The organism is uncultured Flavobacterium sp., from assembly GCF_963925185.1.
Classification (GTDB): Bacteria; Bacteroidota; Bacteroidia; order Flavobacteriales; family Flavobacteriaceae; genus Flavobacterium.
Window position 1 is genome coordinate 1 of record NZ_CAWURC010000033.1, and the last position, 24,516, is coordinate 24,516.

16 protein-coding genes and 1 pseudogene are annotated in these 24,516 nt (G+C 34.1%); 7 read left to right on the top strand and 10 right to left on the bottom strand.

From position 1 onward, the window contains the following. Nucleotides 1–498 (top strand): M48 family metallopeptidase (locus AABM59_RS08030; RefSeq protein ID WP_338408447.1); only part of this gene is annotated, 498 nt, incomplete at its 5' end. A gap of 84 nt (nt 499–582) precedes the next feature. Here AABM59_RS08030 and AABM59_RS08035 read toward each other — a convergent pair. Then, nucleotides 583–1,785 carry an aminotransferase class I/II-fold pyridoxal phosphate-dependent enzyme gene (locus AABM59_RS08035; RefSeq protein WP_338408448.1) on the bottom strand — a complete coding sequence of 401 codons (1,203 nt, stop codon included), beginning with the start codon at nt 1,783–1,785 and terminating at the stop codon, nt 583–585. A gap of 316 nt (nt 1,786–2,101) precedes the next feature. On the opposite strand from AABM59_RS08035, the gene AABM59_RS08040 reads away from it, so the two are divergent. The 5 genes from AABM59_RS08040 to AABM59_RS08060 all read left to right on the top strand — a co-directional run bounded on the left by AABM59_RS08040 (nt 2,102) and on the right by AABM59_RS08060 (nt 9,257). Next, nucleotides 2,102–2,560, top strand: a complete 459-nt coding sequence (locus AABM59_RS08040; RefSeq protein WP_338408449.1) for an Lrp/AsnC family transcriptional regulator — start codon at nt 2,102–2,104, stop codon at nt 2,558–2,560. A 98-nt stretch (nt 2,561–2,658) separates the two neighbouring features. Continuing rightward, nucleotides 2,659–4,062, top strand: coding sequence for a dihydrolipoyl dehydrogenase (gene lpdA / locus AABM59_RS08045; RefSeq protein ID WP_338408450.1), 1,404 nt, complete (start codon nt 2,659–2,661; stop codon nt 4,060–4,062). Nucleotides 4,063–4,620: 558 nt separating this feature from the next. Beyond that, complete coding sequence (locus tag AABM59_RS08050) at nt 4,621–5,907, top strand: anthranilate synthase component I family protein (protein ID WP_338408451.1); 1,287 nt, start codon at nt 4,621–4,623, stop codon at nt 5,905–5,907. 27 nt (nt 5,908–5,934) lie between these two features. Further along, a complete protein-coding gene (gene tilS / locus AABM59_RS08055) occupies nt 5,935–7,245 on the top strand; it encodes a tRNA lysidine(34) synthetase TilS (protein ID WP_338408452.1) in 1,311 nt (436 codons plus the stop codon). Then, a complete protein-coding gene (locus AABM59_RS08060; RefSeq protein ID WP_338408453.1) occupies nt 7,245–9,257 on the top strand; it encodes a cytochrome c biogenesis protein CcdA in 2,013 nt (670 codons plus the stop codon). Before tilS ends, AABM59_RS08060 begins: the two co-directional genes overlap by 1 nt. Nucleotides 9,258–9,461: 204 nt before the next feature. Here the strand turns inward: AABM59_RS08060 and AABM59_RS08065 are convergent, their stop codons facing one another. The 5 genes and pseudogenes from AABM59_RS08065 to AABM59_RS08085 all read right to left on the bottom strand — a co-directional run bounded on the left by AABM59_RS08065 (nt 9,462) and on the right by AABM59_RS08085 (nt 17,836). Further along, nucleotides 9,462–10,790: an ammonium transporter gene (locus AABM59_RS08065; RefSeq protein WP_338408454.1), complete on the bottom strand. Its 1,329-nt coding sequence runs from the start codon at nt 10,788–10,790 to the stop codon at nt 9,462–9,464. Between the two features lie 286 nt (nt 10,791–11,076). Beyond that, nucleotides 11,077–12,090, bottom strand: a pseudogene (locus tag AABM59_RS08070) (dipeptide epimerase). A 51-nt stretch (nt 12,091–12,141) separates the two neighbouring features. Next, nucleotides 12,142–13,443, bottom strand: coding sequence for an amidohydrolase family protein (locus AABM59_RS08075; RefSeq protein WP_338408455.1), 1,302 nt, complete (start codon nt 13,441–13,443; stop codon nt 12,142–12,144). A gap of 95 nt (nt 13,444–13,538) precedes the next feature. Further along, nucleotides 13,539–14,840: an amidohydrolase family protein gene (locus AABM59_RS08080; protein WP_338408456.1), complete on the bottom strand. Its 1,302-nt coding sequence runs from the start codon at nt 14,838–14,840 to the stop codon at nt 13,539–13,541. Between the two features lie 2 nt (nt 14,841–14,842). After that, nucleotides 14,843–17,836, bottom strand: coding sequence for an amidohydrolase family protein (locus AABM59_RS08085; protein WP_338408457.1), 2,994 nt, complete (start codon nt 17,834–17,836; stop codon nt 14,843–14,845). Between the two features lie 196 nt (nt 17,837–18,032). Between AABM59_RS08085 and AABM59_RS08090 the strand changes: the two genes are divergently transcribed. Next, nucleotides 18,033–19,568, top strand: a complete 1,536-nt coding sequence (locus tag AABM59_RS08090) for a YifB family Mg chelatase-like AAA ATPase (protein WP_338408458.1) — start codon at nt 18,033–18,035, stop codon at nt 19,566–19,568. 384 nt (nt 19,569–19,952) lie between these two features. Here AABM59_RS08090 and AABM59_RS08095 read toward each other — a convergent pair whose 3' ends face one another. The 4 genes from AABM59_RS08095 to AABM59_RS08110 all read right to left on the bottom strand — a co-directional run bounded on the left by AABM59_RS08095 (nt 19,953) and on the right by AABM59_RS08110 (nt 24,494). After that, complete coding sequence (locus AABM59_RS08095) at nt 19,953–21,242, bottom strand: DEAD/DEAH box helicase (RefSeq protein WP_338408459.1); 1,290 nt, start codon at nt 21,240–21,242, stop codon at nt 19,953–19,955. A gap of 360 nt (nt 21,243–21,602) precedes the next feature. After that, nucleotides 21,603–22,406, bottom strand: a complete 804-nt coding sequence (locus tag AABM59_RS08100; protein ID WP_338408460.1) for a hypothetical protein — start codon at nt 22,404–22,406, stop codon at nt 21,603–21,605. A 31-nt stretch (nt 22,407–22,437) separates the two neighbouring features. Further along, entirely contained in the window at nt 22,438–23,175 is a 738-nt protein-coding gene (locus AABM59_RS08105) for a nitroreductase family protein (protein WP_338408461.1), read from the bottom strand. Next, nucleotides 23,166–24,494, bottom strand: a complete 1,329-nt coding sequence (locus tag AABM59_RS08110; RefSeq protein WP_338408462.1) for an aldehyde dehydrogenase — start codon at nt 24,492–24,494, stop codon at nt 23,166–23,168. The genes AABM59_RS08105 and AABM59_RS08110 overlap by 10 nt, the downstream gene beginning before the upstream one ends. Nucleotides 24,495–24,516 lie beyond the last annotated feature (22 nt).

A 24,516-nucleotide genomic window follows, 5' to 3' on the forward strand; every position in this document is an offset into this window, starting at 1 on the left:
TGTATGCCTGGTGGAAAAATCGTTGTTTATTCAGGTATTTTACCAATAACCAAAGACGATGCAGGTTTAGCTACTGTGATGGGACACGAGGTTTCACATGCTTTGGCTAATCACGGAGCACAAAGAATGAGTGCAGCTAAATTCCAACAAATTGGAGCAGCCGGAGTTGCTGTTGCAACTGGAAATCAAAGTGCTAGCAAACAAGAAATGTGGCAACAATATTACGGAATTGGATCTCAAGTAGGAGTGATGCTTCCCTTTAGTAGAAGTCATGAAAACGAAGCCGACAAGATAGGATTGATATTAATGGCAATCGCGGGTTATAATCCAGAACAAGCCATCACATTTTGGGAAAGAATGGCTGCAAATTCCGGAGGAAATAAAGCCCCAGAATTTCTTAGCACTCACCCAGCAGATGCCACAAGAATTGCTAATTTAAAAAAATTAGTCCCCGAAGCTAAAGCCGAAGCTTTGAAATACGGTGTTGTTTTTAAATAATCGTCCTAAAGTGAAAAATTTAAAAAAGCCGTCCCGTTATTTTATGTAACGGAACGGATTTTTAATTTGGTTTTTATTATTAATCTACAAAATTTCAAGTTCAACCATGCTTTCTTTCATCATTTGATAAGTTCGTTCAATATTGTTATCTAACCCAATAGAAAAGCGAATTAAACCATCTGTTAAACCCATTGTTACTTGTTCTTCTAGAGGAATTTCGCTGGATGTAGAAGTTCCAGGTGCGCTAAACAAGGTTTTATAGAAACCTAAACTCACTGCCAAATAGCCTAATTTTCTGCTTTGCATTAACTCCATTAATTCATTGGCTGTATCTAAACCTCCAACGTCTAAAGTCATCATTCCGCCAAAACCATATTCTGGATTAATCATATTCTTATACAAATTATGTCCAGAATGACTTTCCAAACCTGGATAAACAACCTTTATTCCGTCTTTTTCAAAACGAGTTGCTAAATACATGGCATTATGGCTGTGCTGTTTTATTCGAATGTGCAAAGTTCTTAAATTTTTCATCACACTTGCCGATCGTAAACTATCCATAGTAGAGCCAAGGAGCATACTGGCTCCGTTATTTACGTTTTTTAAACTATCAATAAATTCTTGAGAGGCACAAGTCACACCGCCCAGCGTATCACTACTTCCATTGATATATTTCGTTAAACTGTGAATCACAATATCAGCTCCCAATTTTGCAGGAGAAACGGATAAGGGCGAAAAAGTATTATCGACAACTAGTTTGATATTATGCTTTTTTGCAATTTTTGCTAAACTTGCAATGTCGGCGATTTCGAGTAAAGGATTGCTCACAGTTTCACAATATAGAACCTTAGTTTCGTTTGTAATAGCTGCTTCTACTTTGTCCATTTTGGTGATGTCGACAAAGCTGGTTTTGATGCCTAATCTTGGAGTGAAATTTTTCAAAAATGCATACGTTCCACCATAAACAGTTCTGCTAGAAACAATATGATCTCCTGAGCCGCACAATTGCAATAGAGTGGCTGTTATAGCTCCCATTCCTGATGCGGCAACATTTGCAGTTTCTGTTCCTTCCATCGAAGCTAATGCTCTATCTAAGTATAAATTACTTGGCGAGGAATGTCGCGAATACAAATAACAACCTTCAGCATTGCCTTCAAAAGTGTCGAACATTGTTTTTGCCGACAAAAACGTATAGGTTGAACTATCAGAAATGGAAGGATTTACACCTCCAAATTCTCCAAAATATTGCAAATCTTGAATCTCGTCTGCGGGATTAAATTTTTTCATTTTTTTTCATTTTTTTTTAGGAGCTTAATCCAGCTATTCGCTATATCTTTTTTTGCAAAAAAAATCGCAAAAAAAGGATGCCGCTTCTACCTGGGCTATGGCAGTTAATTTTACAAAATATTTTCGTTTAATAACCAGCTTTGTCAAAGTTTAAACTTTTACAAAGCTTATCAAAAGTCTAAAACTGATGAATAATAATCAATATATTGATGAATATTTAGATTTTAAAACTACAAATTTTATTAAATAGTGAAAAATATTCTAAATTTTATTAAATTTGAATAAAAAACCAGATTTTTTATCAAACTCAAATTATATGACACTAGATTCAATCGACAAAAAGTTGCTTTTTCTTTTACAGAATGACTGCAAAAAAACCACTAAGGAATTGTCATTAAAACTTAATCTTTCTGTAACTGCGGTCTATGAGCGCATCAAAAAACTAGAAAGAGAAGGGATTATAGACAAATATGTTGTTCTGCTCAATCGTTCGAAAGTAGAAAAAGGATTTGTGGTTTTTTGTCATATCAGGCTTATTCAACACACTAAAGAATTTTTGACAAAATTTGAGAGCGATGTTATTAAGCTTAAAGAAATTTTAGAATGTCATCATGTGAGTGGTGATTATGATTATATCCTAAAAATTGTAGTGAAGGATATGGAAGCATATCGGGAATTTTTGGTTACGAAACTCACTACATTAGATCATATTGGAAGTACGCACAGCGTTTTTATGATTAATGAGGTCAAAAGCACTTCGGTAATTGAAATTTAAAAATTGATCACTTAAAAGTAGTAATTCGTTCCTAAATCTTTAAACTTCAAACAAAAAAACTTATTTTTGCAACACTTAAAATAAAAACACACAAAACTATGAGTTCATTTGACGTAGTCATTATAGGTTCTGGCCCAGGCGGATATGTTTCTGCTATTCGTTGCGCACAGCTAGGTTTCAAAACAGCCATTATTGAGAAATATTCAACTCTTGGCGGAACTTGTCTCAATGTGGGCTGCATTCCATCAAAAGCATTGTTGTCATCCTCACACCATTATAGCGAAATTGCTCATTTTGCTGATCACGGAATTGAAGTTTCTGGTGAAGTAAAAGTAAATTTAGAAAAAATGATTGCTCGTAAACAAGCAATTGTTGATCAAACTTCTGGTGGAATCAATTATTTGATGGACAAAAATAAAGTAACTGTTTTCAATGGTTTAGGATCCTTTGTAGATGCTACTCACATTGCTGTTGCAAAAGCAGATGGAACTTCAGAAACAATAGAAGCTAAAAACATTATAATTGCAACCGGTTCTAAACCATCATCATTACCATTTATAAAAATTGATAAAGAACGAATCATTACTTCAACGGAAGCGTTGAGTTTGAAAGAAGTGCCAAAACACCTTGTTATCATTGGTGGTGGAGTTATTGGGATTGAATTAGGACAAGTCTATTTACGACTGGGAGCACAAGTTTCTATAGTAGAATTTATGGATCGAATTATTCCCGGAATGGACGCTTCATTGTCTAAAGAATTGACCAAAGTTTTGAAAAAACAAGGAATGAAATTCTACGTATCTCACAAAGTGAAATCAGTGGAAAGAAAAGACGATATCGTGACAGTTCAAGCCGAAAATGCAAAAGGAGAAACCATTACTCTTCAAGGAGATTATTCATTGGTTTCTGTAGGGCGGCGTCCTTATACAGACGGTTTGAATGCCAATAAAGCGGGTGTAAAAATTTCAGATCGAGGCATGGTAGAAGTGAATGATCATTTGCAAACTAATATTCCAAATATTTACGCCATTGGCGATGTAGTTCGTGGTGCTATGTTAGCACACAAAGCAGAAGAAGAAGGCACCATGGTTGCCGAAATCTTGGCAGGACAAAAACCGCACATTAATTATAATTTAATTCCAGGAGTAGTTTATACTTGGCCAGAAGTGGCTGCGGTGGGACAAACAGAAGAACAATTAAAAGCATCCGGAGTCGAATTTAAATCTGGAAGTTTTCCTTTCAAAGCTTTAGGAAGAGCAAGAGCCAGTGGCGATTTAGATGGGTTTGTAAAAATCCTTGCCGATACAAAAACCGACGAAGTTTTAGGCATACACATGATTGGTGCTCGTTGTGCTGATTTAATTGCCGAAGCTGTAACTGCGATGGAATTCAAAGCCTCAGCAGAAGACATTTCGAGAATGAGTCACGCACATCCTACTTTCGCGGAAGCAATAAAGGAAGCGGCATTAGTTGCTACGGAAAATAGAGCGTTGCATGTCTAATTAAAGATAAATTTTTTTATAAAAGTAAAACCCGTTTAATCTATATTTAAGATTTAAGCGGGTTTTACTTTTATAATCTTTTAGCACTATTTAGCTACAAATAATCCTTTGTAATTTTCCCAGTGAGAATATATTAAAAATAAATTTCCGAAGAAAACGAATAATGCTATAGGAATTTTTTCTGGAGTCAAGAAAAAATTAATAAAAAGGATATTTATTGTGACAGGAAAAATCAGAATATTAGCTAAGGTAACATATCTACCTGTAACGAACGACAAGCCACAAAGCAATTCAATTGATTTTGCCAAAGGCATTAAATAAGTAGATGCAACAATACCAAGCTGAAAAGCCTTAAAATTTCCAGTGGTTGTAGGTTCAGGAAAAAGTTTTAAAAAAAAATCCGACAGATGTGAAAAGAAATAAAAGACCAATTAAAGTTCTGATAATGATAGTTGTGATTTTCATAATTTACAGATTAAAGGTTAATTATAGTATAAATGTAAAAAAAAATACCTGAAAATTATTGTAATTTTGGTTTTTTAAAAAATCATAATTTCTTTGAGAACTTCAATTAATAAAAATATTCAGAATCCAAACCAATTCAAACAACAATTATTGACTTGGTCACAACAATTTAGAGAAGTCGTTTTTATGGATAGCAACGATTATCACCAGAATTATTCCAGTTATGATTGTGTTCTCGCCGTTGATGCATTTACCTCTATAAAAACGGATTACCAAAATGCTTTCGAAAACTTGAAACAATATCAACAGACAACAAAAGACTGGCTTTTTGGATATTTGTCTTATGATTTAAAAAATGATGTAGAAATTTTGCATTCCAATAATTTTGATGGATTGAACTTTCCGGATTTGTTTTTATTCCAACCAAAAAAATTATTTTTATTAAAAGGGAGTCAACTCGAAATTCAATATCTCCATATGTGTGATGATGAAGTGGAGGAGGATTTTGAGGAAATTATTCAAACCCCAAACCTAAAACCCAATTTTCAAAACCCAATAGCGATTCAACAGAGAATTTCAAAAGAAAAATATTTCGAAAAAACATTAAAAATACTTCAATATATTCATCGTGGTGACATATACGAAGCCAATTTTTGTATGGAGTTTTATGTAGAAAATACCACCATAAATCCATTGGAAAAATTTCAAAAACTCAACGAAATTTCAAAACCACCACTTGCTGTTTTTATGAAAAATAACAAGTCATTTTTGCTTTGTGCTTCTCCAGAGCGGTATTTAAAAAAGGTAGGAGAACAACTAATCTCTCAACCGATAAAAGGAACGGCAAAACGATTTATTGACCCAATTGAAGATGAAAATGCAAAAAACAAATTGATTAACGATACAAAAGAACGTACTGAAAACATTATGATAACTGACTTAGTTCGTAATGATTTGTCCAAAACGGCACAAAAAGGCTCTGTTAAAGTGGAGGAATTATGTGGTATTTATTCTTTTGAACAAGTACACCAAATGATTTCTACTATTACTTCAAAATTAGACAGTAAATACTCTGTTGTTGATGCGATTAAAACTACATTTCCAATGGGAAGTATGACAGGAACTCCCAAGGTTTCGGTAATGAAAATCATCGAAGAAATGGAAGAAACAAAGAGAGGTTTATATAGTGGAGCAGTGGGTTATTTTTCTCCAACTGGAGATTTTGATTTTAATGTGGTAATTCGAAGTATTTTGTACAACCAACAGAATAAATATGTCTCTTTCTCTGTAGGAAGCGCCATAACTTCTCAATCGGTTCCAGAAAAGGAGTATGAAGAATGTTTACTCAAGGCAAAAGCAATGCGTGAAGTTTTGAGTTAAATTCATTAGAAATAACTAAATTTGAACATGCTGCAAAAATTCCAGAAATATATTCTCAAAAATTTTCCTTTTCTAAATGAAAAAAAACTCCTTTTAGCAACAAGCGGAGGTATTGATAGTATGGTCATGGTAGATTTGTTTAAAAAATTAAACTTCAATATTGCAATCGCTCATTGTAATTTTCAACTTCGTGGGCTGGAAAGTTTTGACGACCAAAATTTCGTTCAAGATTTTGCAGATACAAACAAAATAGAATCATTTATCACTCATTTTGATACGGAGGCTTTCTCCAAAGATTTTAAACTTTCGACACAAGTTGCTGCTCGAGAACTTCGCTACAACTGGTTTTATGAATTAATAGAAACCAAAAACTACGACTATATTCTTACGGCTCATCACGCCGATGACAACTTAGAGACTTTTCTCATCAATATTGTTAGGGGAACTGGATTAGATGGTTTGACTGGGATTCCAACACAAAATGATAAAATTATTCGCCCACTTCTATTGTTTTCTCGTCAAGAAATAGAAAGTTATGCCAAGACAAACAATATAGAATGGAGAGAAGATAGTAGTAACGCCTCGGATAAATACTTACGGAATAAAATTAGACATAATTTAGTTCCTGTTTTAAAGGAATTAAATCCTGATTTTATTTCCTCTTTTCAAAAAACACAAAACTATTTACAGGAATCACAAACAATGGCCGAAGATGCATCGATTATGGTGTATCAGCAAGTGGCAAAAGAAATTGAAGAAGAGGTGCATTTTGATTTGAATCAATTAATAAAATTGCCCAATTATAAATCCTATTTATATCATTGGCTCAACGAATTTGGTTTCTCGGCATGGAATGACATTTATAATTTAGTTGAAAGTCAATCCGGAAAAACGGTCTATTCAGATGAATTTCGATTACTGAAAAACAGAAATTTTTTAATATTGAGTCCTATAAATACAGTAGACAAAAACGAAGAATATTTTATTGATAAAAACCAAAAAGATGTTAAAATTCCCATAAATCTTTCGTTTTGTAAGCTAGATGACATATCTATAGAACTAAATACAACTATATTTGTTGATGAAGAGAAGTTGTACTTTCCTTTAGTTTTGCGCCACTGGAAAGAAGGAGATATTTTTCAACCTTTTGGTATGGGAGGGAAATCAAAAAAAGTCAGTAAGATTTTTAAAGACGAAAAGTTATCCCTTATCGAAAAAGAAAATACTTGGCTTTTGTGTTCTAATAATCAGATTGTTTGGATTGTAGGGATTCGACAAGACGAACGCTTTAAAATTGAAAACACAACAAAAAATATACTTAAAATACAATTGGAATAATGAGGAAAATTATTTTTTTATTGATTGCCTTTTTGGCTTTCGCCAACGCTAATTCGCAAATTCTAGATCCAGTTAAATGGACTACCAAAATCGAAAAGAAATCAGAAAACACCTATTTGTTGACTTTTAATGGAATTATAGAAAATGATTGGCATATGTATTCTCAGTATACTCCTGACGGTGGACCATTGCCATTAGAGATGATTTTTATAAACCAAAAAGGAAATTTTAACTTAGTTGGTAAAGCCAAAGAAGGAAAAACTACAACTGCTTACAATGATATTTTTGAAGTAAATGAAACTTTCTTTGTGAAAAATGCCCAAATTCAACAAGAGATTTCAATTCTAAATCCAAAAATTCCAAAGATTGAAGTAGATTTAAATTATCAGGTTTGCAAAGAATCTTGCATTAATTTAGAGAAAAAATTCACGTTCACAATTCCTTCTGTTTCGATTGCAAAGGTAGTAGAAAATGCAGTAAAAATAGATACTATAATAGCTGAAGAGGAAATTTCAAAATCAGGAATCAATAAAAAAATAGATGTTCCATTATTAAAATCAGATGTTGATCCATCAAAAGAGGCTGAACAAAAAGGATTGTGGTCCATATTTTTTATTGCTTTTTTGTCTGGATTTGCCGCTTTGCTTACGCCATGTGTTTTTCCGATGATTCCTATGACGGTAAGCTTTTTTACAAAACAAAGTAAATCAAAAGCAAAAGGAATAGAAAATGCCATTATTTATGGAATTTCAATTATATTGATTTATGTAATATTAGGTTTAGCGGTTACAGCAATTTTTGGAGCTGACGCTTTGAATGCCTTGTCGACTAACGTTTGGTTTAATCTTATTTTCTTCCTTTTATTGATTGTTTTTGCCGCTTCATTTCTGGGAGCTTTCGAAATTATGTTACCTAATTCTTGGGCAAACAAAGTCGATAGTCAAGCAGATAGAGGCGGAATTATTGGTATTTTATTTATGGCATTGGCATTAGCTATTGTTTCCTTTTCTTGTACAGGACCTATCGTTGGGACACTTTTAGTTCAAGCAGCTACTAAAGGAGGGATTGCTCCAGTTATAGGAATGCTCGGTTTTTCATCGGCTTTAGCCTTGCCATTTATGCTTTTTGCAATGTTTCCTGGCTGGTTGCATTCCTTACCAAAATCAGGAGGATGGCTCAATACCGTTAAAGTTGTTTTGGGATTTTTAGAACTGGCCTTGGCATTCAAATTTTTGTCTAATGCTGATCTGGTTTTGCAATTGCATTTGCTGGAAAGAGAAGTGTTTTTGGCAATTTGGATTGCTGTTTTTGGAACTTTAGCACTTTATTTATTTGGAAAAATTACCTTGCCACATGATAGTCCAATGACGCATATTTCAGTAGGAAGATTATCGCTTGGATTAGTCGTTTTTTCTTTTACAATTTATATGATTCCAGGGCTTTGGGGAGCGCCACTAAAATTGATTAATGCTTTTCCGCCACCAATGGAATATAGTGAAAGTCCTCTTGGGTTTGGAAGTTCTGGAAACAATACCTCAATGGCAATTTTACCTGAAGGTGCTAAATTAGGACCACATCAAATAGTCATTTTTGATGATTATGATAAAGGTTTGGCTTACGCCAAAATAGTTAACAAGCCTGTAATGCTAGATTTTACTGGGTTTGCCTGTGTAAATTGTAGAAAAATGGAAAACAATGTGTGGTCAGACGAACGCGTTTTACCAATTTTAAAAAAGGAAGTCGTACTCATTTCTTTATATGTTGATGACAAACGAGATTTACCAAAAAACGAACAATTTACTTCAAAAACTACGGGCTCTGAAATTGAGACGATTGGAGATAAATGGGCTGATTTTATGATTTCAAAATATAAAACGAATACGCAACCATTGTATGTTTTGACAGACCTAAACGGAAATAGTTTGAATGAAATATCACCAACAATTAGTTACACCAGTGTTAAGGAATATGAAAGTTGGTTAAAAATTGGTATTTCAAAATTCAATAAATAATAAAACAAATAAGTATAAAGCTTCCATTCTATTTTAAAAAGGTTGGAGGCTTTGTTATTTTAAAAAACAGATAAATCATTTTTTTTTATAGCTGTAGGTTTTTCATTATTCGTTTGGTCTGTATCAAACAAAATCAAAGATATTACTGCAAAAAAAAACACGCTAAGAACGAATTCTTAGCGTGTTAGTTTGAGTTTATTTGGATTACAAGAATTCCCCGTGTTGAGAAATGTCTAATCCAAGTTCTTCTTTATCTTCAGAAACTCTTAAAGGAGTGATTTTATTTACAATAAAGAATAAGGCGTATGAAGCAGTAAAAGCAAATATTGAAACGATAATCAATGCTTTTAATTGTATTAAAAATAGTGTTGCATCGCCATAAATTAATCCTTGATTATCACCAACTACTGAATTTACAGCATTTGAAGCGAATACACCAGTTAAAAGCATACCTACCATACCGCCAACTCCATGACAAGCAAAAACATCTAAAGCATCGTCAATTTTATTTCCTTTATGTACAATAGTTACTACAAGATTACTAATGATACTAGCGATTAGTCCTATTGCTAGAGACGAAGGTATAGAAACGAAACCGGCAGCAGGCGTAATGGCAACTAATCCGACTACGGCTCCAATACAAGCTCCCATCGCAGAAATTTTGTGTCCAAGAATCTTATCAAGAAACACCCAGCCCATTGCAGCAGCAGCAGCAGCTACAGTTGTAGTTCCTAATGCTTGAGCAGCAATACCAGTAGCTCCAACGGCAGATCCTGCGTTAAAACCAAACCAACCAAACCAAAGCAAACCAGTTCCTAATAATACATATGTAATACGAGCTGGATTTGGTTTTTGTCCTTTTCTTTTTCCTAAGAACATAGCTCCTGCAAGAGCCGCCCATCCTGCACTCATGTGAACCACAGTTCCGCCAGCAAAATCTAATACTCCCCATCCAAAGAACAATCCATCAGGATGCCAAGTCATGTGACATAGCGGTGCATATATGAATAATATGAATAATACCATAAATAATAAGTAGGCCCAAAAGCGAACACGTTCAGCAATCGCTCCCGTAATTAAGGCAGGAGTAATGATGGCAAATTTTGCTTGGAATAATGCAAAGAGAATAAAAGGAATGGTTGGGGCTAATTCCCATGCGCTGTTGGTACTAACACCTTGAAAAAACATATTAGATGTTGGGTCACCAATTATCCCCCCAATAGAAGGGCCAAAACACAAACCAAATCCAATTATAACCCATAAGACCGTTACAATTATCATAGCCATAAAACTTTGTAGCATAGTACTGATAACATTCTTTTTACCTACCATACCTCCATAAAAGAATCCTAGTCCTGGAGTCATTAATAATACAAGTCCTGTTGCGCATAGCATCCAAGCCGTGTCTCCAGTATCTAATTTTAGAGGGATAACATGTGCTCCTAAAGTTGCACTTTCTGGAAACAAATAAATTAAAAAAATGGATAACACCAAAATCGTGATTAGAATCATACTTAAAATAATCTTTCGCATAGTTTTTTAGTTTTAAATTTCGATAAAAGTATATAAATCATTTCATACCCCCGTAAAAAAAGTAACTTGAACTGTGATTTTTATCATATTTGTATTTTACCCCCTTAAATTTTATGGGTATGAAATAATTAAATGTCAAAATTTATAATTTAGTAATGCTGATTTAGGATAATTTCAGCTTAATGTACCTAATAATTATTATAACCCAGGATTTTTTCAATCGGTTATTGTATTAAAAGTATAGGATTGTATAATATTAATTAAGGATAATCAGCAAATAGTATTATTAGTGATATAAGGTAACGCCGGTCCCATTGAGTTGCGAGTATTTTATGATACCATCAGAAATAGTTACTCCAGTGGCTATATCTTGAGCCAGCAATAATGCGCCGTCCATATCTACATAATCCAATTGGGGCAATAAATGTGCAATGGCAGATATTCCTACAGAAGATTCGGTCATACAACCCACCATTGTTTTCATTCCTAAACTTTTAGCTTGCGAAATCATCCTTCTTGCCGAAGTAAGTCCACCACATTTTACTAATTTGACATTGACACCGTGAAAATGATTGTGGCATTTTGCCACATCTTCTTCGATAATGCAGCTTTCGTCGGCAATTATTGGCAAAACGGAATGAGTAAAAACTTCCTTGTGTCCTTCCCAATTGTCCGCTTTCAAAGGCTGTTCCAAGAATTCTACTCCAAGTTTTTTTAACTGGACGGTATTATTTAGGGTTTCGGAAACTGACCATCCACAATTGGCATCAATTCTAAAAATAGCATCGGTATGTTTTCTTAATTCGGTAACAATGGCAATATCTTCTTTAGTTCCAAGCTTAATTTTATAGATCGGCCAAGGCAATTCTTGTATTTTTGACACCATTTTCTCGATAGTATCAATGCCAATCGTATAATCTGTCATTGGATTATTATTAGTCGAATATCCCCATAAATCATAGAGCTTTTTTTCTTTTTTGCGTGCATACAAATCATTATAGGCAATATCTAATGCACAAAGGGAAAACATATCATTCTTTAAAAGGTGTCGGGCTTTTTTCCAAAATTCTTCGGGAGTTTCATTCGTAACACTTTCGATAAATGGAATAATTTTTTCCAAATTAATTTTCATTGAATCTACAATAATTTTGTAATAGGGATTTGATGTAGCTTCGCCAAAACCAGAATAACCCTAACTTTGTAATTCGACAATTAAAGTTGGCTGTACATCATATGATTCTCTGGATATTGTAAAAGTATGTTTTAATTTGAGGTTGAATGTTCTGAGTATGATGTTCATTTATGACATATATGTTTGGAAAAACGCAAAAAAACGGAAGTGAACTTATATTTATTTTTGATTGTATTTTGTTTTGTATTTATTGTAAAGTTTAGTCTGATGTGTTTCAAGATTAATCATTCTTCCTTGAATAAAAGCATGAGTCAATTTGTTTGTTCTCATATCTAAAGCGTCACCTTCCGAAACAATTAGTGTAGCATCTTTTCCAAGTTCTAATGAGCCACAGCGGTTGTCTATTCCTAATAATTTTGCAGTATTTAATGTGATTAATTGCAATGCTTGTTCTTTGTCTAAACCGTATGCAGCGCAAGTTCCAGCTAGAAAAGGGAGATTCATTGTACTCATTCGTTCTTTAGATCCACTATTTTCTAAACCGACAAGAATTCCTTTATCTAGTAATAATTTTGCCATTTTATAAGGTAAATCAATGTCATCATCACTGTTTTCAGGCATATCATGAACCCGTCTCAATAATACTCCAACAGTATTTTTTTGTAATAAATCGGTAGTTTTATAGGCATCATAACCACCCACTATCACCATTTTTTTGATTTCAAATTTTTTAAATAAATTTACGGCATCAACTATTTGCTTTTCGTTATTGGCATGAATAAATAGTGTTTGTGTTCCGTCAAAAAGACCTCTCATTGATTCATAAATTAAATTTACTCCTTTAGAAGTAACTGCCAAATAGGCTTTTGAATTTTCCAAAAAAAGTGAGATGTTCTCAATTTGTTTCAGGTAATCTTTATTTACAATGACATAACCAGGTTCAAATTTAGAACCTGTTTTTCTATAGACCAATGGAAAATCTATATGAACACCATCATTTTCTTTTATCAGCGCATCTTTCCAGTTCCAGGCATCTAATTGTACTATTGATGAAGTTCCTGAAATTACACCATCGCGAGGGGTAATTTGGGCAGTCAAAATGCCATTTGAAGGTATTGTCTCTACTACTTTTGAATCAGCCATATAGGCAATAATACTTCTTATGTGTGGATTCATTTCGCCTATTTCACTTTCATCATTCGATGCTTTAACGGCATCAACTTCTACCAGACCCAAAGTCGAATTTGGCGCTATAAATCCAGGATAAACATGTTTTCCACTCGCATCAATCACAAGATCAAAGAGGGCAGTTGATGCATGAATTAATTTAGCATCATTTACCAAAATGATTTTACCCTCTTTAAAGCCTACAGCACTTTTGTCGATTATCTTTCCGTTACCTAAATGTGCTGTAGCGTTAAGAATCAAAATGGATTTTGTTTGTTTATTAGCCGGAATATGTTGTGCATTTGCAGCTATTGATAGTACAAATGTTGCAAGTAGAATATAAATATTTTTCATAAGTTGACTATGTTTCTATTTTTTTTAAAGAAAAAAGTAGGCCCATTAATTACGGACATGAATTATTTAAATACATTTTAAACCCTTTTAAAATATTATTTTTGATGGTATTTCCCTTTGTATTTGGCATTTAACTGACTTTGATATGTTTCTAAATGAAGTGCTCTTCCTTGAATGAATGCATCAGTCAATTTGTTAGTTCTCATATCAAGAGCATCCCCTTCAGAAATAAATAATGTAGCATCTTTTCCTTCTTCTAAAGTTCCACATTGATTGTCAATTCCTAATATTTTTGCTGTATTTGATGTAATTAATTGCAATGCTTGTTCTTTGCTTAAGCCATATGCAGCACAAGTTCCAGCTAGAAAAGGTAGATTTCGTGTTTGCATTCTTTCCATACCACCGCTATTTTCAAGGCCTACAAGAATCCCTTTGTCGGTTAATAACTTGGCCATTTTATAGGGTAAATCAATATCTTGATCATCGCTTTCTGGCATTTCGTGAACATTTTTTAATAATACTCCAATATTATTTTTTTGTAACAAATCGGTAATTTTATAGGCTTCAAACCCACCAACTATTACTATTCTCTTCACTTGATTTTCTTTGGCTAATTGAACAGCGTCGATGATCTGTTTTTCTTCGTTAGCATGAATATATAAAGTTTGTGTTCCATCAAAAATTCCTTTCATAGATTCAAAAATTAAATTCCGTTCTCTTAAAGGTCCCGCTAAATAAGCTTTAGAATCAACAAGTAAAACTGAAATTTTTTCAATTTGCTTTAAATATTCTTTATTTGCTTCAAGTCTTCCTGGCTCTGCCCACCATCCACTTCGTTTTATTGTCGAAGGAAAGTTTAAGTGTATGCCGTCGTTTTCTTTTATCAGGGCATCTTTCCAGTTCCAAGCATCAAGTTGTACGATTGATGATGTTCCTGATATTGTTCCTCCTCGAGGAGTAATTTGAGCCATTAAAATTCCATTAGGGCGAACACTTTCTGTTACTTTTGAATCTGCCATATAAGCAATTATACTTCTTATATGTGGGTTCATATCTCCAATTTCGCTTTCATCGTCTGAAGCTTTTACGGCATCAACTTCGACTAATCCTAGTGTAGAATTTGGCGCAATAAAACCAGGATAAACATGTTTTCCAGAGGCTTCAATCGTAATGTCATAGGCTTCATTAGATAATTCATTTAATCTAGTGTCAGCAATTAATGTAATTTTACCATCTTTAAAACCGATGGCACTTTTTTCGATTACTTTTCCATTACCCAAATGTGCAGTAGCGTTAAGAATCAAAATGGATTTAGCTTGTTTTGTGGCTGGTATTTGTTGTGCCTTAATAGGACAACAGAAACTAAATATTAATACTATTATATATATCTTTCTCATTTTTATTGTTCTAAAGTGTCACAATGGTATTCTTTTCTCTCTTTTTTCTTAGGCTCTTGAGTATTCGATCCTTTGTTTTTTTCTTGTAACAATTGACCAATTAATTCATTTCTTTCGTTGTCAATAGAAACTCTTTGTTGTTCCTCTTTCTCTACATCGTAATATACGACGCCTTCAATCAACGTTTTTTCAGCTTTTGCATATATAGAAAGCGGATTGTCGTTCCAAATAACGATATCTGCATCTTTGCCCACTTTTACGCTTCCTACTTTATCATCAATATGCAATAATTTAGCAGGATTTAAAGTGACAAATTTCCAAGCTTCTTCTTCAGAAATATTTCCGTATTTTACTGCTTTAGCCGCTTCTTGGTTTAACCTACGAGACATTTCGGCATCATCTGAATTGTAGGCTACAACTAAACCTTGATTATGCATAATTGGACCATTATAAGGTATTGCATCGTTTACTTCAAATTTATAGGCCCACCAATCAGAGAATGTCGAGGCTCCTACACCGTGTTCTTTCATTTTGTCGGCTACTTTATAACCTTCAAGTATGTGAGTGAACGTATTTACTCTAAAATTAAATTTTTCGGCTACATTCATCAGCATTAAAATTTCTGATTGTACATAGGAGTGACAGGTTATAAATCGTTCTTTATTTAAAATTTCGGCCAAAGTTTGTAGTTCTAAATCTACTCTAGGGCTTTTAATTAAGTCTTTTTTCGGATTTGAGTTATAAGTTTTCCAAGCCAAATCATATTCTTTGGCACGTTGAAAATAATCAGTGAAAACTTGCTCAACTCCCATTCTTGATTGAGGAAAACGGGTTGGATTTAAATTTCCCCAATTGGATTGTTTTACATTTTCTCCCAAAGCAAATTTGATAAATTTTGGTTGGTTTTTGTACAGCATTTCTTCTGGGGACAAACCCCATTTCCATTTCACAATCGCAGAACGTCCGCCAATAGGGTTTGCAGAACCATGCAATAATTGCGAAGTAGTTACTCCACCAGCTAAATCTCTATAAATATTGATATCTTCAGAGTTTACAACATCTTCAATTGTAACTTCGGCACTAGAATTGTGTCCGCCTTCATTGACGCCTTTCGAAATAGCAATATGGGAGTGCTCATCAATTATTCCACTGGTCAAATGTTTCCCTTTTGCCAGGACTATTGTAGCAGTTGCATCAGAAAGGTTTTTCCCAATAGCAGCAATTTTTCCGTTTTTGACTAAAACATCTGTTTCTTCAAGAATTCCTTCTTTTTCATTAGTCCAAACCGTGGCGTTTTTGAATAGCAAGGTTTGTTGTGCTGGTTTTTGAATGTTCCCAAAAGCAATATTTGGAAAAGTCACAGGCATAACTGGATTTATTTTTTCAGGTTTTAAAGTGTCTTTTACTATAATAAAAGGGGCAGTTTTAATGGCAGACCAATTTACTTCGTTTCCATTAGGCATTATTGCCTTACCCGAAAGATTTTCAGTATTTTCGACAAAACCACTCAATCTCGTAAAACTCGGATTAATAGAATCATTTGATTTAACTAAAGCGGTAATCCAATTATTAGCAAACGTAAGTTTTGAGTTTACCTTTTTAGCATTCGTGGTTACTTGTGATTTGGGAGCAGCAATTTCTCCCTCAATTTTCCATTTATAAGATTCAGTATCTATAGTCAAGTCATAATTACCACGGATGTCTTTTGCGGTCATATCATTTACAACGAACTTGCTTCCTTGAACCCAGTTTTCGTATAAAATTGTTTTCTCTTCAAAAATTTCTCCCGAAGTGATTACAAAATTAGCATAACTTCCTGTTTTCAAACTTCCTATTTCATTACTTCTTCCAAGTATAGAAGCTGGAATTGTTGTCAATGCTTCCAATGCTTTGGTTTTGTCAAAGCCATATTTTATTGCTTTTAAAAGATTAATTCTAAAATCCTCCATTTTTTTTAATTTATCAGTTGTCAAGGCAAAAACTACATTGTTGTCTGACAATACTTTTAGATTAGTTGGTGCTTGATTCCAAAAACGAAGATCACTTAAATCTATTTGATCTGCTTGAAATGTATTTGAAACATCATAAGCTTCTGGAAAGTTTATTGGAATAATAAATTTTGAGTTGGTGTTCTTTATATCTTGAATTCTTTCGAACTCATTTCCAGAACCTTTTAAAACATAATTTAATCCAAATTCTTTTCCAATTTTTGAAGCTCTTAAACTATTTAATTTATCCTCGGTAGTAAAAATCTGAACTAGTTTTTCATTTTTCATTAATGCTTCTAAAGATAAATCGGTAGTTTTAGTATTTCCTTTTTTATACCAATTTTCGTCTAAATACATTTGGCGAAGCAAGGCCATCATACCCATCAAGGAACTTGGATAGGATTGACTTGTTGTTGCGCTTCTTGTAAATCCAAAATGATTGGTGATTTTATTAGCTAATAATCGGTTGCTTTTATCACTATTATTCAAAGCAACTAAAATTCCTGTACCACGAGCAATTCCATCTTGAACATGTGTTCCTACAACTCCAAAACCTGCTTTTAATAATTCCTCGGCTTTTGGCTGATCATAATTAAAATTTTCAAAACCATTGACTTCAGAGCGAATGTTTTCATTCCAATAATATCCTAAACGTTTAGTGTCATATAATTGTCCTCTTGCAGAATTACCACTGTTTTTTGGTGTTTCAATTCCAAAACCGGTGTATATATCTATAAACGAAGGGTAAATTGATTTCCCTTCCAGGTTTATTGTTGTACAATTTTTTGGAATTTGAACGTTGGTTCCAGCATTAATAACTTTGCCGTTTTGGATTAGCAATGTCCCTTTCTCAATGATTTGAGTTGAAGTTACATAAATCTTTGCATTAGTAAATGCAGTAAAATTGTTGTTTTTGTTTTGAACACTTTCATTATTTGGAAAATATTCTTGAGCACTAATTTTTGGAATAAAAAGGCTCAAAATGAGGATTAGAAAAATTCGATTCATAGCTTTTTAAATTAATTTTCATTAAAAGTATTGAAAGTATTTTAAATTTCAAACAACTTTATTAAACTATTTTTTTGATGGGTTCCTTAGATAGCGTTAAAAGTAAGTGAATACTTATTTGTTTTTTTTAAAATGATTTGATTATAATGTCTTTTTATTCAATTGTTTTCTATAATTTTAAAACAAATAAATAACTATGCTGGTAAAAGTTTATGGAAGCGCGGTGTTTGGGGTCGAAGCCACAACAATTACGGTGGAAGTAAATATCGACAAAGGAATCGGATACCATTTAGTTGGTTTGCCCGACAATGCCATAAAGGAAAGTAGTTATCGAATTGCAGCGGCTTTAAAAAATAATAGCTACACTATGCCGGGCAAGAAAATCACAATTAATATGGCTCCCGCTGATTTGAGAAAGGAAGGATCGGCTTATGATTTAACCCTCGCCATTGGTATTCTGGTGGCTTCCGCCCAAATTAAAGCAGCCGAAATTGATAAATATATTATCATGGGCGAACTATCTCTCGATGGTGGGTTGCAACCCATTCGCGGGGCGCTACCCATAGCTATAAAAGCCAAAGAAGAAGGTTTCAAAGGTTTTTTTCTTCCAATGCAAAACGTAAAAGAAGCTGCAATTGTTACTGGTTTAGACGTTTACGGAATAGAAAATATTCAGCAAGTCATTGATTTTCTCGAAGGAGAAGGAACTTTAGAACCTACAATCATAGATACTAGAGCCGAATTTTATAAATCATTAGACTTTCCTGAATTTGATTTTAGTGACGTCAAAGGGCAGGAGAGCATTAAGCGCTGTATGGAAATCGCCGCAGCTGGCGGACATAATATAATTCTTATAGGTCCGCCAGGTGCAGGAAAAACAATGCTTGCTAAACGTTTGCCCAGTATTTTGCCACCAATGACTTTGCGAGAAGCGCTCGAAACTACGAAAATTCATAGTGTAGCCGGAAAATTAAAAGAAGCTGGATTGATGAATCAACGACCATTTCGAAGTCCGCACCATACGATTTCAAATGTGGCTTTAGTTGGAGGCGGAAGTTATCCACAACCCGGCGAAATCTCGATGGCGCACAATGGTGTTTTGTTTCTCGATGAATTACCGGAATTTAAACGCGATGTACTAGAAGTAATGCGTCAACCATTGGAAGATAGGGAAGTGACCATTTCCAGAGCCAAATTTACCGTGACTTATCCTTCGTCATTTATGTTGGTTGCCAGTATGAATCCGAGCCCAAGTGGTTTTTTTAACGATCCTGATTCTCCACAAACATCTTCGCCACACGAAATGCAACGGTATTTGAGCAAGATTTCGGGACCATTATTGGACAGAATCGACATTCATATTGAAGTTACGCCCGTTCCTTTCGAAAAATTATCGGAAGATGCAAAAGCCGAAAGCAGTGTCGAAATTCGGAAACGAGTAACTGCTGCACGCGAAATTCAAACGGAACGTTTTGTGCAAATGGAAAACATCCATTACAATGCGCAGATGAATACCAAACACATTCGGGAATATTGTGCGCTGGATGATGTTTCGAAACAATTACTGAAAACCGCAATGGAACGTTTGAATCTTTCGGCTCGAGCTTATGACAGAATTCTGAAAGTCGCCAGAACCATCGCAGATTTAGAAGCCGCTCCAAAAGTTATTTCTGCTCACATTGCCGAAGCTATTCAGTATCGAAGTTTGGATAGAGATGGTTGGTTGGGGTGATTTAGTGTGTTGTTGGAATTGACACTTCAAGCAATGTTGCACTATCTTCACTAGAACTATTTAATATATCTGTACAATCGGGTAAAAACATTGATTTTATTCGTTCCATAAATTATCACAACTATTGGATAGCGCAGTTTGTATCCGGACGAGAGCAAACTGACAAATAAAGTAAAATGTGTTTATAAAGAAACTAACTTTGTTTTCTAAAGTTTTGAATAAGAAGTTATTAAGGAAATAAATCGGGAATAATAGCCCCGATAGAAACGGAAATCCTCCCGATTTTTCTTCGGGAGATTGTAGTGTATAGCGGGAAATAGGTTCTTAAGAAACAAAAATAGTCTGCTGCTGAAAACAATAAAATACAACGGTTTTTAGTGGCGATTATCTATTAGATCTTCTGTCGTTGTTTTGTTGTGGGCGTCTTGGACCAAAACTGTTATTACTGCTTCGGTTTACATTATCCGTTTTAGGATTTCTTGGAGTTGAATTGCGTTGTTGTCGGCCTTGACCTTGTTTTATTGGCTCTGTTGATGCGTTAGGATCGGGCTCAAAACCTTTAATTTGCTCTTTCGGCAATTTCAAACCCACCAATTTTTCGATATCACGTAGAAAAACAGTTTCGTCTGGACTAAATAAAGAAATCGCTTCTCCACTTGCTCCAGCACGACCTGTTCTACCTATTCGGTGTACGTAATCTTCCGGAATATTAGGCAATTCAAAATTAACAACATGTGGTAATAAGGGGATGTCTAGACCTCGAGCGGCAATATCTGTAGCCACTAAAGCGGTTAGGCTTCCGTTTTTGAAACTGGCTAAAGCCTTTGTTCTTGCGCCTTGACCTTTATTGCCGTGAATTGCTGCGGCTTTAATGCCAGCACTAATCATGCTTTCGGTCAGTTTATTAGCACCTTGTTTGGTTCGTGTAAATACTAAAATTTGTTTCCAATTGCCTTCCGTAATCAGTTTGATTATTAATTCGGTTTTTTTCTCTTTGGCACAAGGATATACTTTTTGAATAATCGCTTCAACAGTTGTGTTTTCGGGTGTTGCCTCCACTTGAACTGGATGGTGCAAAATACCCATTGCCAATTGCTTAATGTCTTTTGAAAAGGTCGCCGAAAACATCAGGTTTTGCCTTTTGGAGGGTAAAACTTTCATAATGCGTTCAATATCTCGTAAAAACCCCATGTCGAGCATGCGATCGGCTTCATCTAAAACTAAAATTTCAACTTTAGACAGTGATATTAAACCTTGATTTTGCAAATCTATTAATCGACCGGGCGTGGCTACTAAAATATCGATGCCTTGACGCAATTGAGCTACTTGTGGGTTTTGGTTTACTCCACCAAAAATTACGGTGCTGCGTAAATCTAAAAACTCACCGTATTCTTTTATATTAGCCAATATTTGTGCCGCTAATTCACGTGTAGGTGTTAGTATTAAGGCACGAATGGGTCTGTTACTTAAGTGTTTTCCTAGTGATAGTATTTGTAATATGGGTAATGTAAACCCTGCTGTTTTCCCTGTTCCTGTTTGTGCAGATGCCAATACATCTTTACCTTCCAAAATGGGTGGAATTGCTTTTTGTTGTATTGGGGATGGTGTTGTGTATCCTTTTTTGTTGATGGCTTTTAATAAAGCATCAGATAAACCGAGTGAGTTAAATGACATAAATAGTGTTTATGAAGTAAACACTATTATTTAGTTTACTTCTTTAATTTTGCGCAAAGGTACTGCTAATTTTACGGATGTGCTTTTGAATACTTGACTTTGTTAGAATAAAATATTTTTAAAACCCTTATCTAATTACTAAAATTGGTCATTTTTATTTTTAAAAAACAGGCTGAACAATTGGTAATTTGAAGTAGCTTCAAAATTAATAGCGCTATGAATATCCGAATTTTTTAATCTAATAACTCGTATAAGGAAGGATTATTGGATTAAATATTTTGATATTTCACACAAAAAACTCGGGGTTTTAATCCGATTTTTTTTGTTTATAGTTTTTACTAAATTTAAGGGATTTAAATTTTAGCTTTCGATAATTTCCTCCATTTCGCTTTCAGAATCTACTCCTATGATTTCTGAATAAATAACGTAGTACATTGAATACACAAACGGAATGGTGAAAAACACACCGATACAACATCCTATAAAACCCACTATCGATGCAATACCTGCCACAATTAGCAATGCTAAAAGAAGGAATGGTTGTTTAGCGATAATTACGACACTTGATTTAATAGCTTCTGTTGCATCTAATTTTCCGAAGACAATTAATGGGATTGTCAAAAAAGTTAAAAATGATATTGTCATGGAAATAATCGTTCCAATGATTTTAATTCCTGAAAATTCAATAGCCATTGAAAGCCCTGCGCTCATTAAAGTGATTAGAAATGTCGAAACAATAATTTCCTTAAAATAAGGGGCTTTATAATATTCGAAAATTGTAGCAACGTGAAATTCCTCGCCTTTTTCACCGCAATCGGCCATTTTAAGAAATCCAGCCTGAAAAGGACTTATTAAACAGGTAATTAGAACGATGATTGTAAAATAAATTAAAAGAAAGTTTACTGAAAAATTCTCGGGTTGTAAATTTTCAGGTTGCAACATTTTAGTAATGCTGTCCACATCTACATTAAAAATGGCGGTAGCAACCGAAAATGCAATTCCAATAACTACAATTCCTATCAAAACCGAAAAAACCAAGAGCATGGAACCGGCATATAAGGCGATTTTTCTGTAATTTTCGAAGGCATGCTCAAAAACAGTTCCAAAATCTAGTTGGTATCCATTGGATCTAATTTCTTCTATACGTTCTTTTGTAGTACTCATGTATGTTGATTATTTTATTAGTTGAATATAGTTATTTTTTGAAATAGACATCTTCGAAAGGGATTCTAAAACGTTCTCCATAAATTCCATTTTCTTCGCGAAGACCACAAGCGATTATCATATTTATTTCGGATGAAGAGGGCAAATTTAAAGTTTTTTTAACCATTTTTGAATCGAAGCCTTCCATCGGACAGGTGTCATAATCTATTGCAGCCATGCTTATCATGAAGTTTTGTGCTGCAAGTCCGGCACTTTTTTGCGCCACAATTCTCATGTCGCTTCGTCTGGCTTGTCTATAAATGGGTCTGAATATTCCAATGATCTGAAACGCCATAAATTTTACCATTCCCAAGATTCCCAAAAAATCGGCATAAATACTAGGCATCACTTTTTTATAATAATTAAGCGCAAATTTTTCTCTTTTAGAATAATCGGATGCTGGTTTATCGCCATATTGCGACTTTAAAAAAGCAATATTCGATTGCATTCGCTTTCTCCACAAATCTTTTCTGGCCACTACAACTACCATTTGTTGGGCTGTTTTTGCCGCACCTTGATTAAAACTGGCATCTGAAAGTTGTATTAAAATCTCCGGAGAAACAATATGGTAGAATTCCCAAAGTTGCATGTTGCTGCTTGTTGCTGCTAATGTGGCTAGGCGAATGCATTCTCTAACTTTTTGATCGTCGATAGATTCTTTCTTAAAATTACGTACAGAGCGTCTATATTGTATCGCTTCACTTACCGTTTTTTCGTTAGCTACAACCATTTTAATACTGTTTTAATTGTTGCTAATTTGCCTTTATAAGGAGCGTATCTAATAGGAAAATCTAACCAGTTTGCTTTTTTAACAATGCTTTTATTATGGGAAAAGACATCAAAACTCAAACTCCCGTGATAAGCACCAATACCACTGTGTCCTACTCCGCCAAAAGGCAATCGTTTATTACCAAATTGAATCATGGTGTCGTTAATACAACCTCCACCAAAAGAATATTTTTGAATTATTTTTTTTGAAAAAGAGTAGTTGTCTGAAAAGACATACAATGCTAATGGTTTTTCGTATTTTGAAATTATGGTTTCAATTTCAATTTCATTTTCATAAGTAAGGATGGGTAATATTGGTCCAAATATCTCTTCTTTCATGATTAAACTATCAATTGAAGTTTCCTCAATAAGTGTTGGGGATATATAGCAATCTTCGATGTCATATTCTCCGCCAAAAACAACTTTTTCAGGTTCAATCATTTTAACCAATCGTTGGCAGTTTTTTGAATTTACTATCCTTGCAAAATCATTTGATTTATTTGGGTTTTCTCCATAAGCTTTTGTAATTTCTTCTTTCAAATAAGTTACAAAATTATTTTTCATACCTTTTTGAATCAAGATATAATCTGGTGCAATACACGTTTGACCAGCATTCATGAATTTTCCCCAAACAATTCTTTTTGCGGCCAGTTTCAAGTTAGCGGTTTCATCAATAATACATGGGTTTTTTCCACCCAGTTCTAGTGTTACTGGCGTTAGATTTTCAGCTGCGGCTTTAGCGACAATTTTTCCCACGGTAACACTTCCTGTAAAAAATATATAATCCCAGTTTTTAGCAAGTAATTCTTGTGAAACTTCAACTCCTCCTTGAACTACTTCAACGTGGCTTTTGTCGAATACTTCACTAATGATTTTAGCAATAATTTCGGATGTATTTGGTGTGAGTTCAGATGGTTTTAAAACCACTTGATTTCCTGCCGAAACGGCTGATATCAAAGGACATAGTGCTAGTTGATATGGATAATTCCATGGTGCAAGTATCAATACTTTTCCGTAAGGTTCTTTGTAAATATAATCGCTCGAGGGGAAATTTAGTAGCGAAGGAAAGATTCTTTTGGGTTTTGCCCAATTTTTCAAGTTCTTGATAGTGTCCTTTAATTCTGATTTAACATAGTTGGTTTCAGTAAGCACCGCTTCGAAAGCTGGTTTTTTAAAATCATCATGTAAGGCTTGAATTATTTTGTTTTCATGAACTATAACGGCATTTAACAATTTGATCAATACTTCTTTTCTGAAATTAATATTGGTTTTGTATTCCATATTTTAAAGACTATAATTAGGT

Coding starts and splice junctions, on each gene's coding strand:
- AABM59_RS08110 (WP_338408462.1), bottom strand. CDS start 24,494: ATGGAATACAAAACCAATATTAATTTCAGAAAAGAAGTATTGATCAAA.
- AABM59_RS08035 (WP_338408448.1), bottom strand. CDS start 1,785: ATGAAAAAATTTAATCCCGCAGACGAGATTCAAGATTTGCAATATTTT.
- lpdA (WP_338408450.1), top strand. CDS start 2,659: ATGAGTTCATTTGACGTAGTCATTATAGGTTCTGGCCCAGGCGGATAT.
- AABM59_RS08090 (WP_338408458.1), top strand. CDS start 18,033: ATGCTGGTAAAAGTTTATGGAAGCGCGGTGTTTGGGGTCGAAGCCACA.
- AABM59_RS08065 (WP_338408454.1), bottom strand. CDS start 10,790: ATGCGAAAGATTATTTTAAGTATGATTCTAATCACGATTTTGGTGTTA.
- AABM59_RS08095 (WP_338408459.1), bottom strand. CDS start 21,242: ATGTCATTTAACTCACTCGGTTTATCTGATGCTTTATTAAAAGCCATC.
- AABM59_RS08060 (WP_338408453.1), top strand. CDS start 7,245: ATGAGGAAAATTATTTTTTTATTGATTGCCTTTTTGGCTTTCGCCAAC.
- AABM59_RS08105 (WP_338408461.1), bottom strand. CDS start 23,175: ATGGTTGTAGCTAACGAAAAAACGGTAAGTGAAGCGATACAATATAGA.
- AABM59_RS08085 (WP_338408457.1), bottom strand. CDS start 17,836: ATGAATCGAATTTTTCTAATCCTCATTTTGAGCCTTTTTATTCCAAAA.
- AABM59_RS08080 (WP_338408456.1), bottom strand. CDS start 14,840: ATGAGAAAGATATATATAATAGTATTAATATTTAGTTTCTGTTGTCCT.
- AABM59_RS08100 (WP_338408460.1), bottom strand. CDS start 22,406: ATGAGTACTACAAAAGAACGTATAGAAGAAATTAGATCCAATGGATAC.
- tilS (WP_338408452.1), top strand. CDS start 5,935: ATGCTGCAAAAATTCCAGAAATATATTCTCAAAAATTTTCCTTTTCTA.
- AABM59_RS08040 (WP_338408449.1), top strand. CDS start 2,102: ATGACACTAGATTCAATCGACAAAAAGTTGCTTTTTCTTTTACAGAAT.
- AABM59_RS08075 (WP_338408455.1), bottom strand. CDS start 13,443: ATGAAAAATATTTATATTCTACTTGCAACATTTGTACTATCAATAGCT.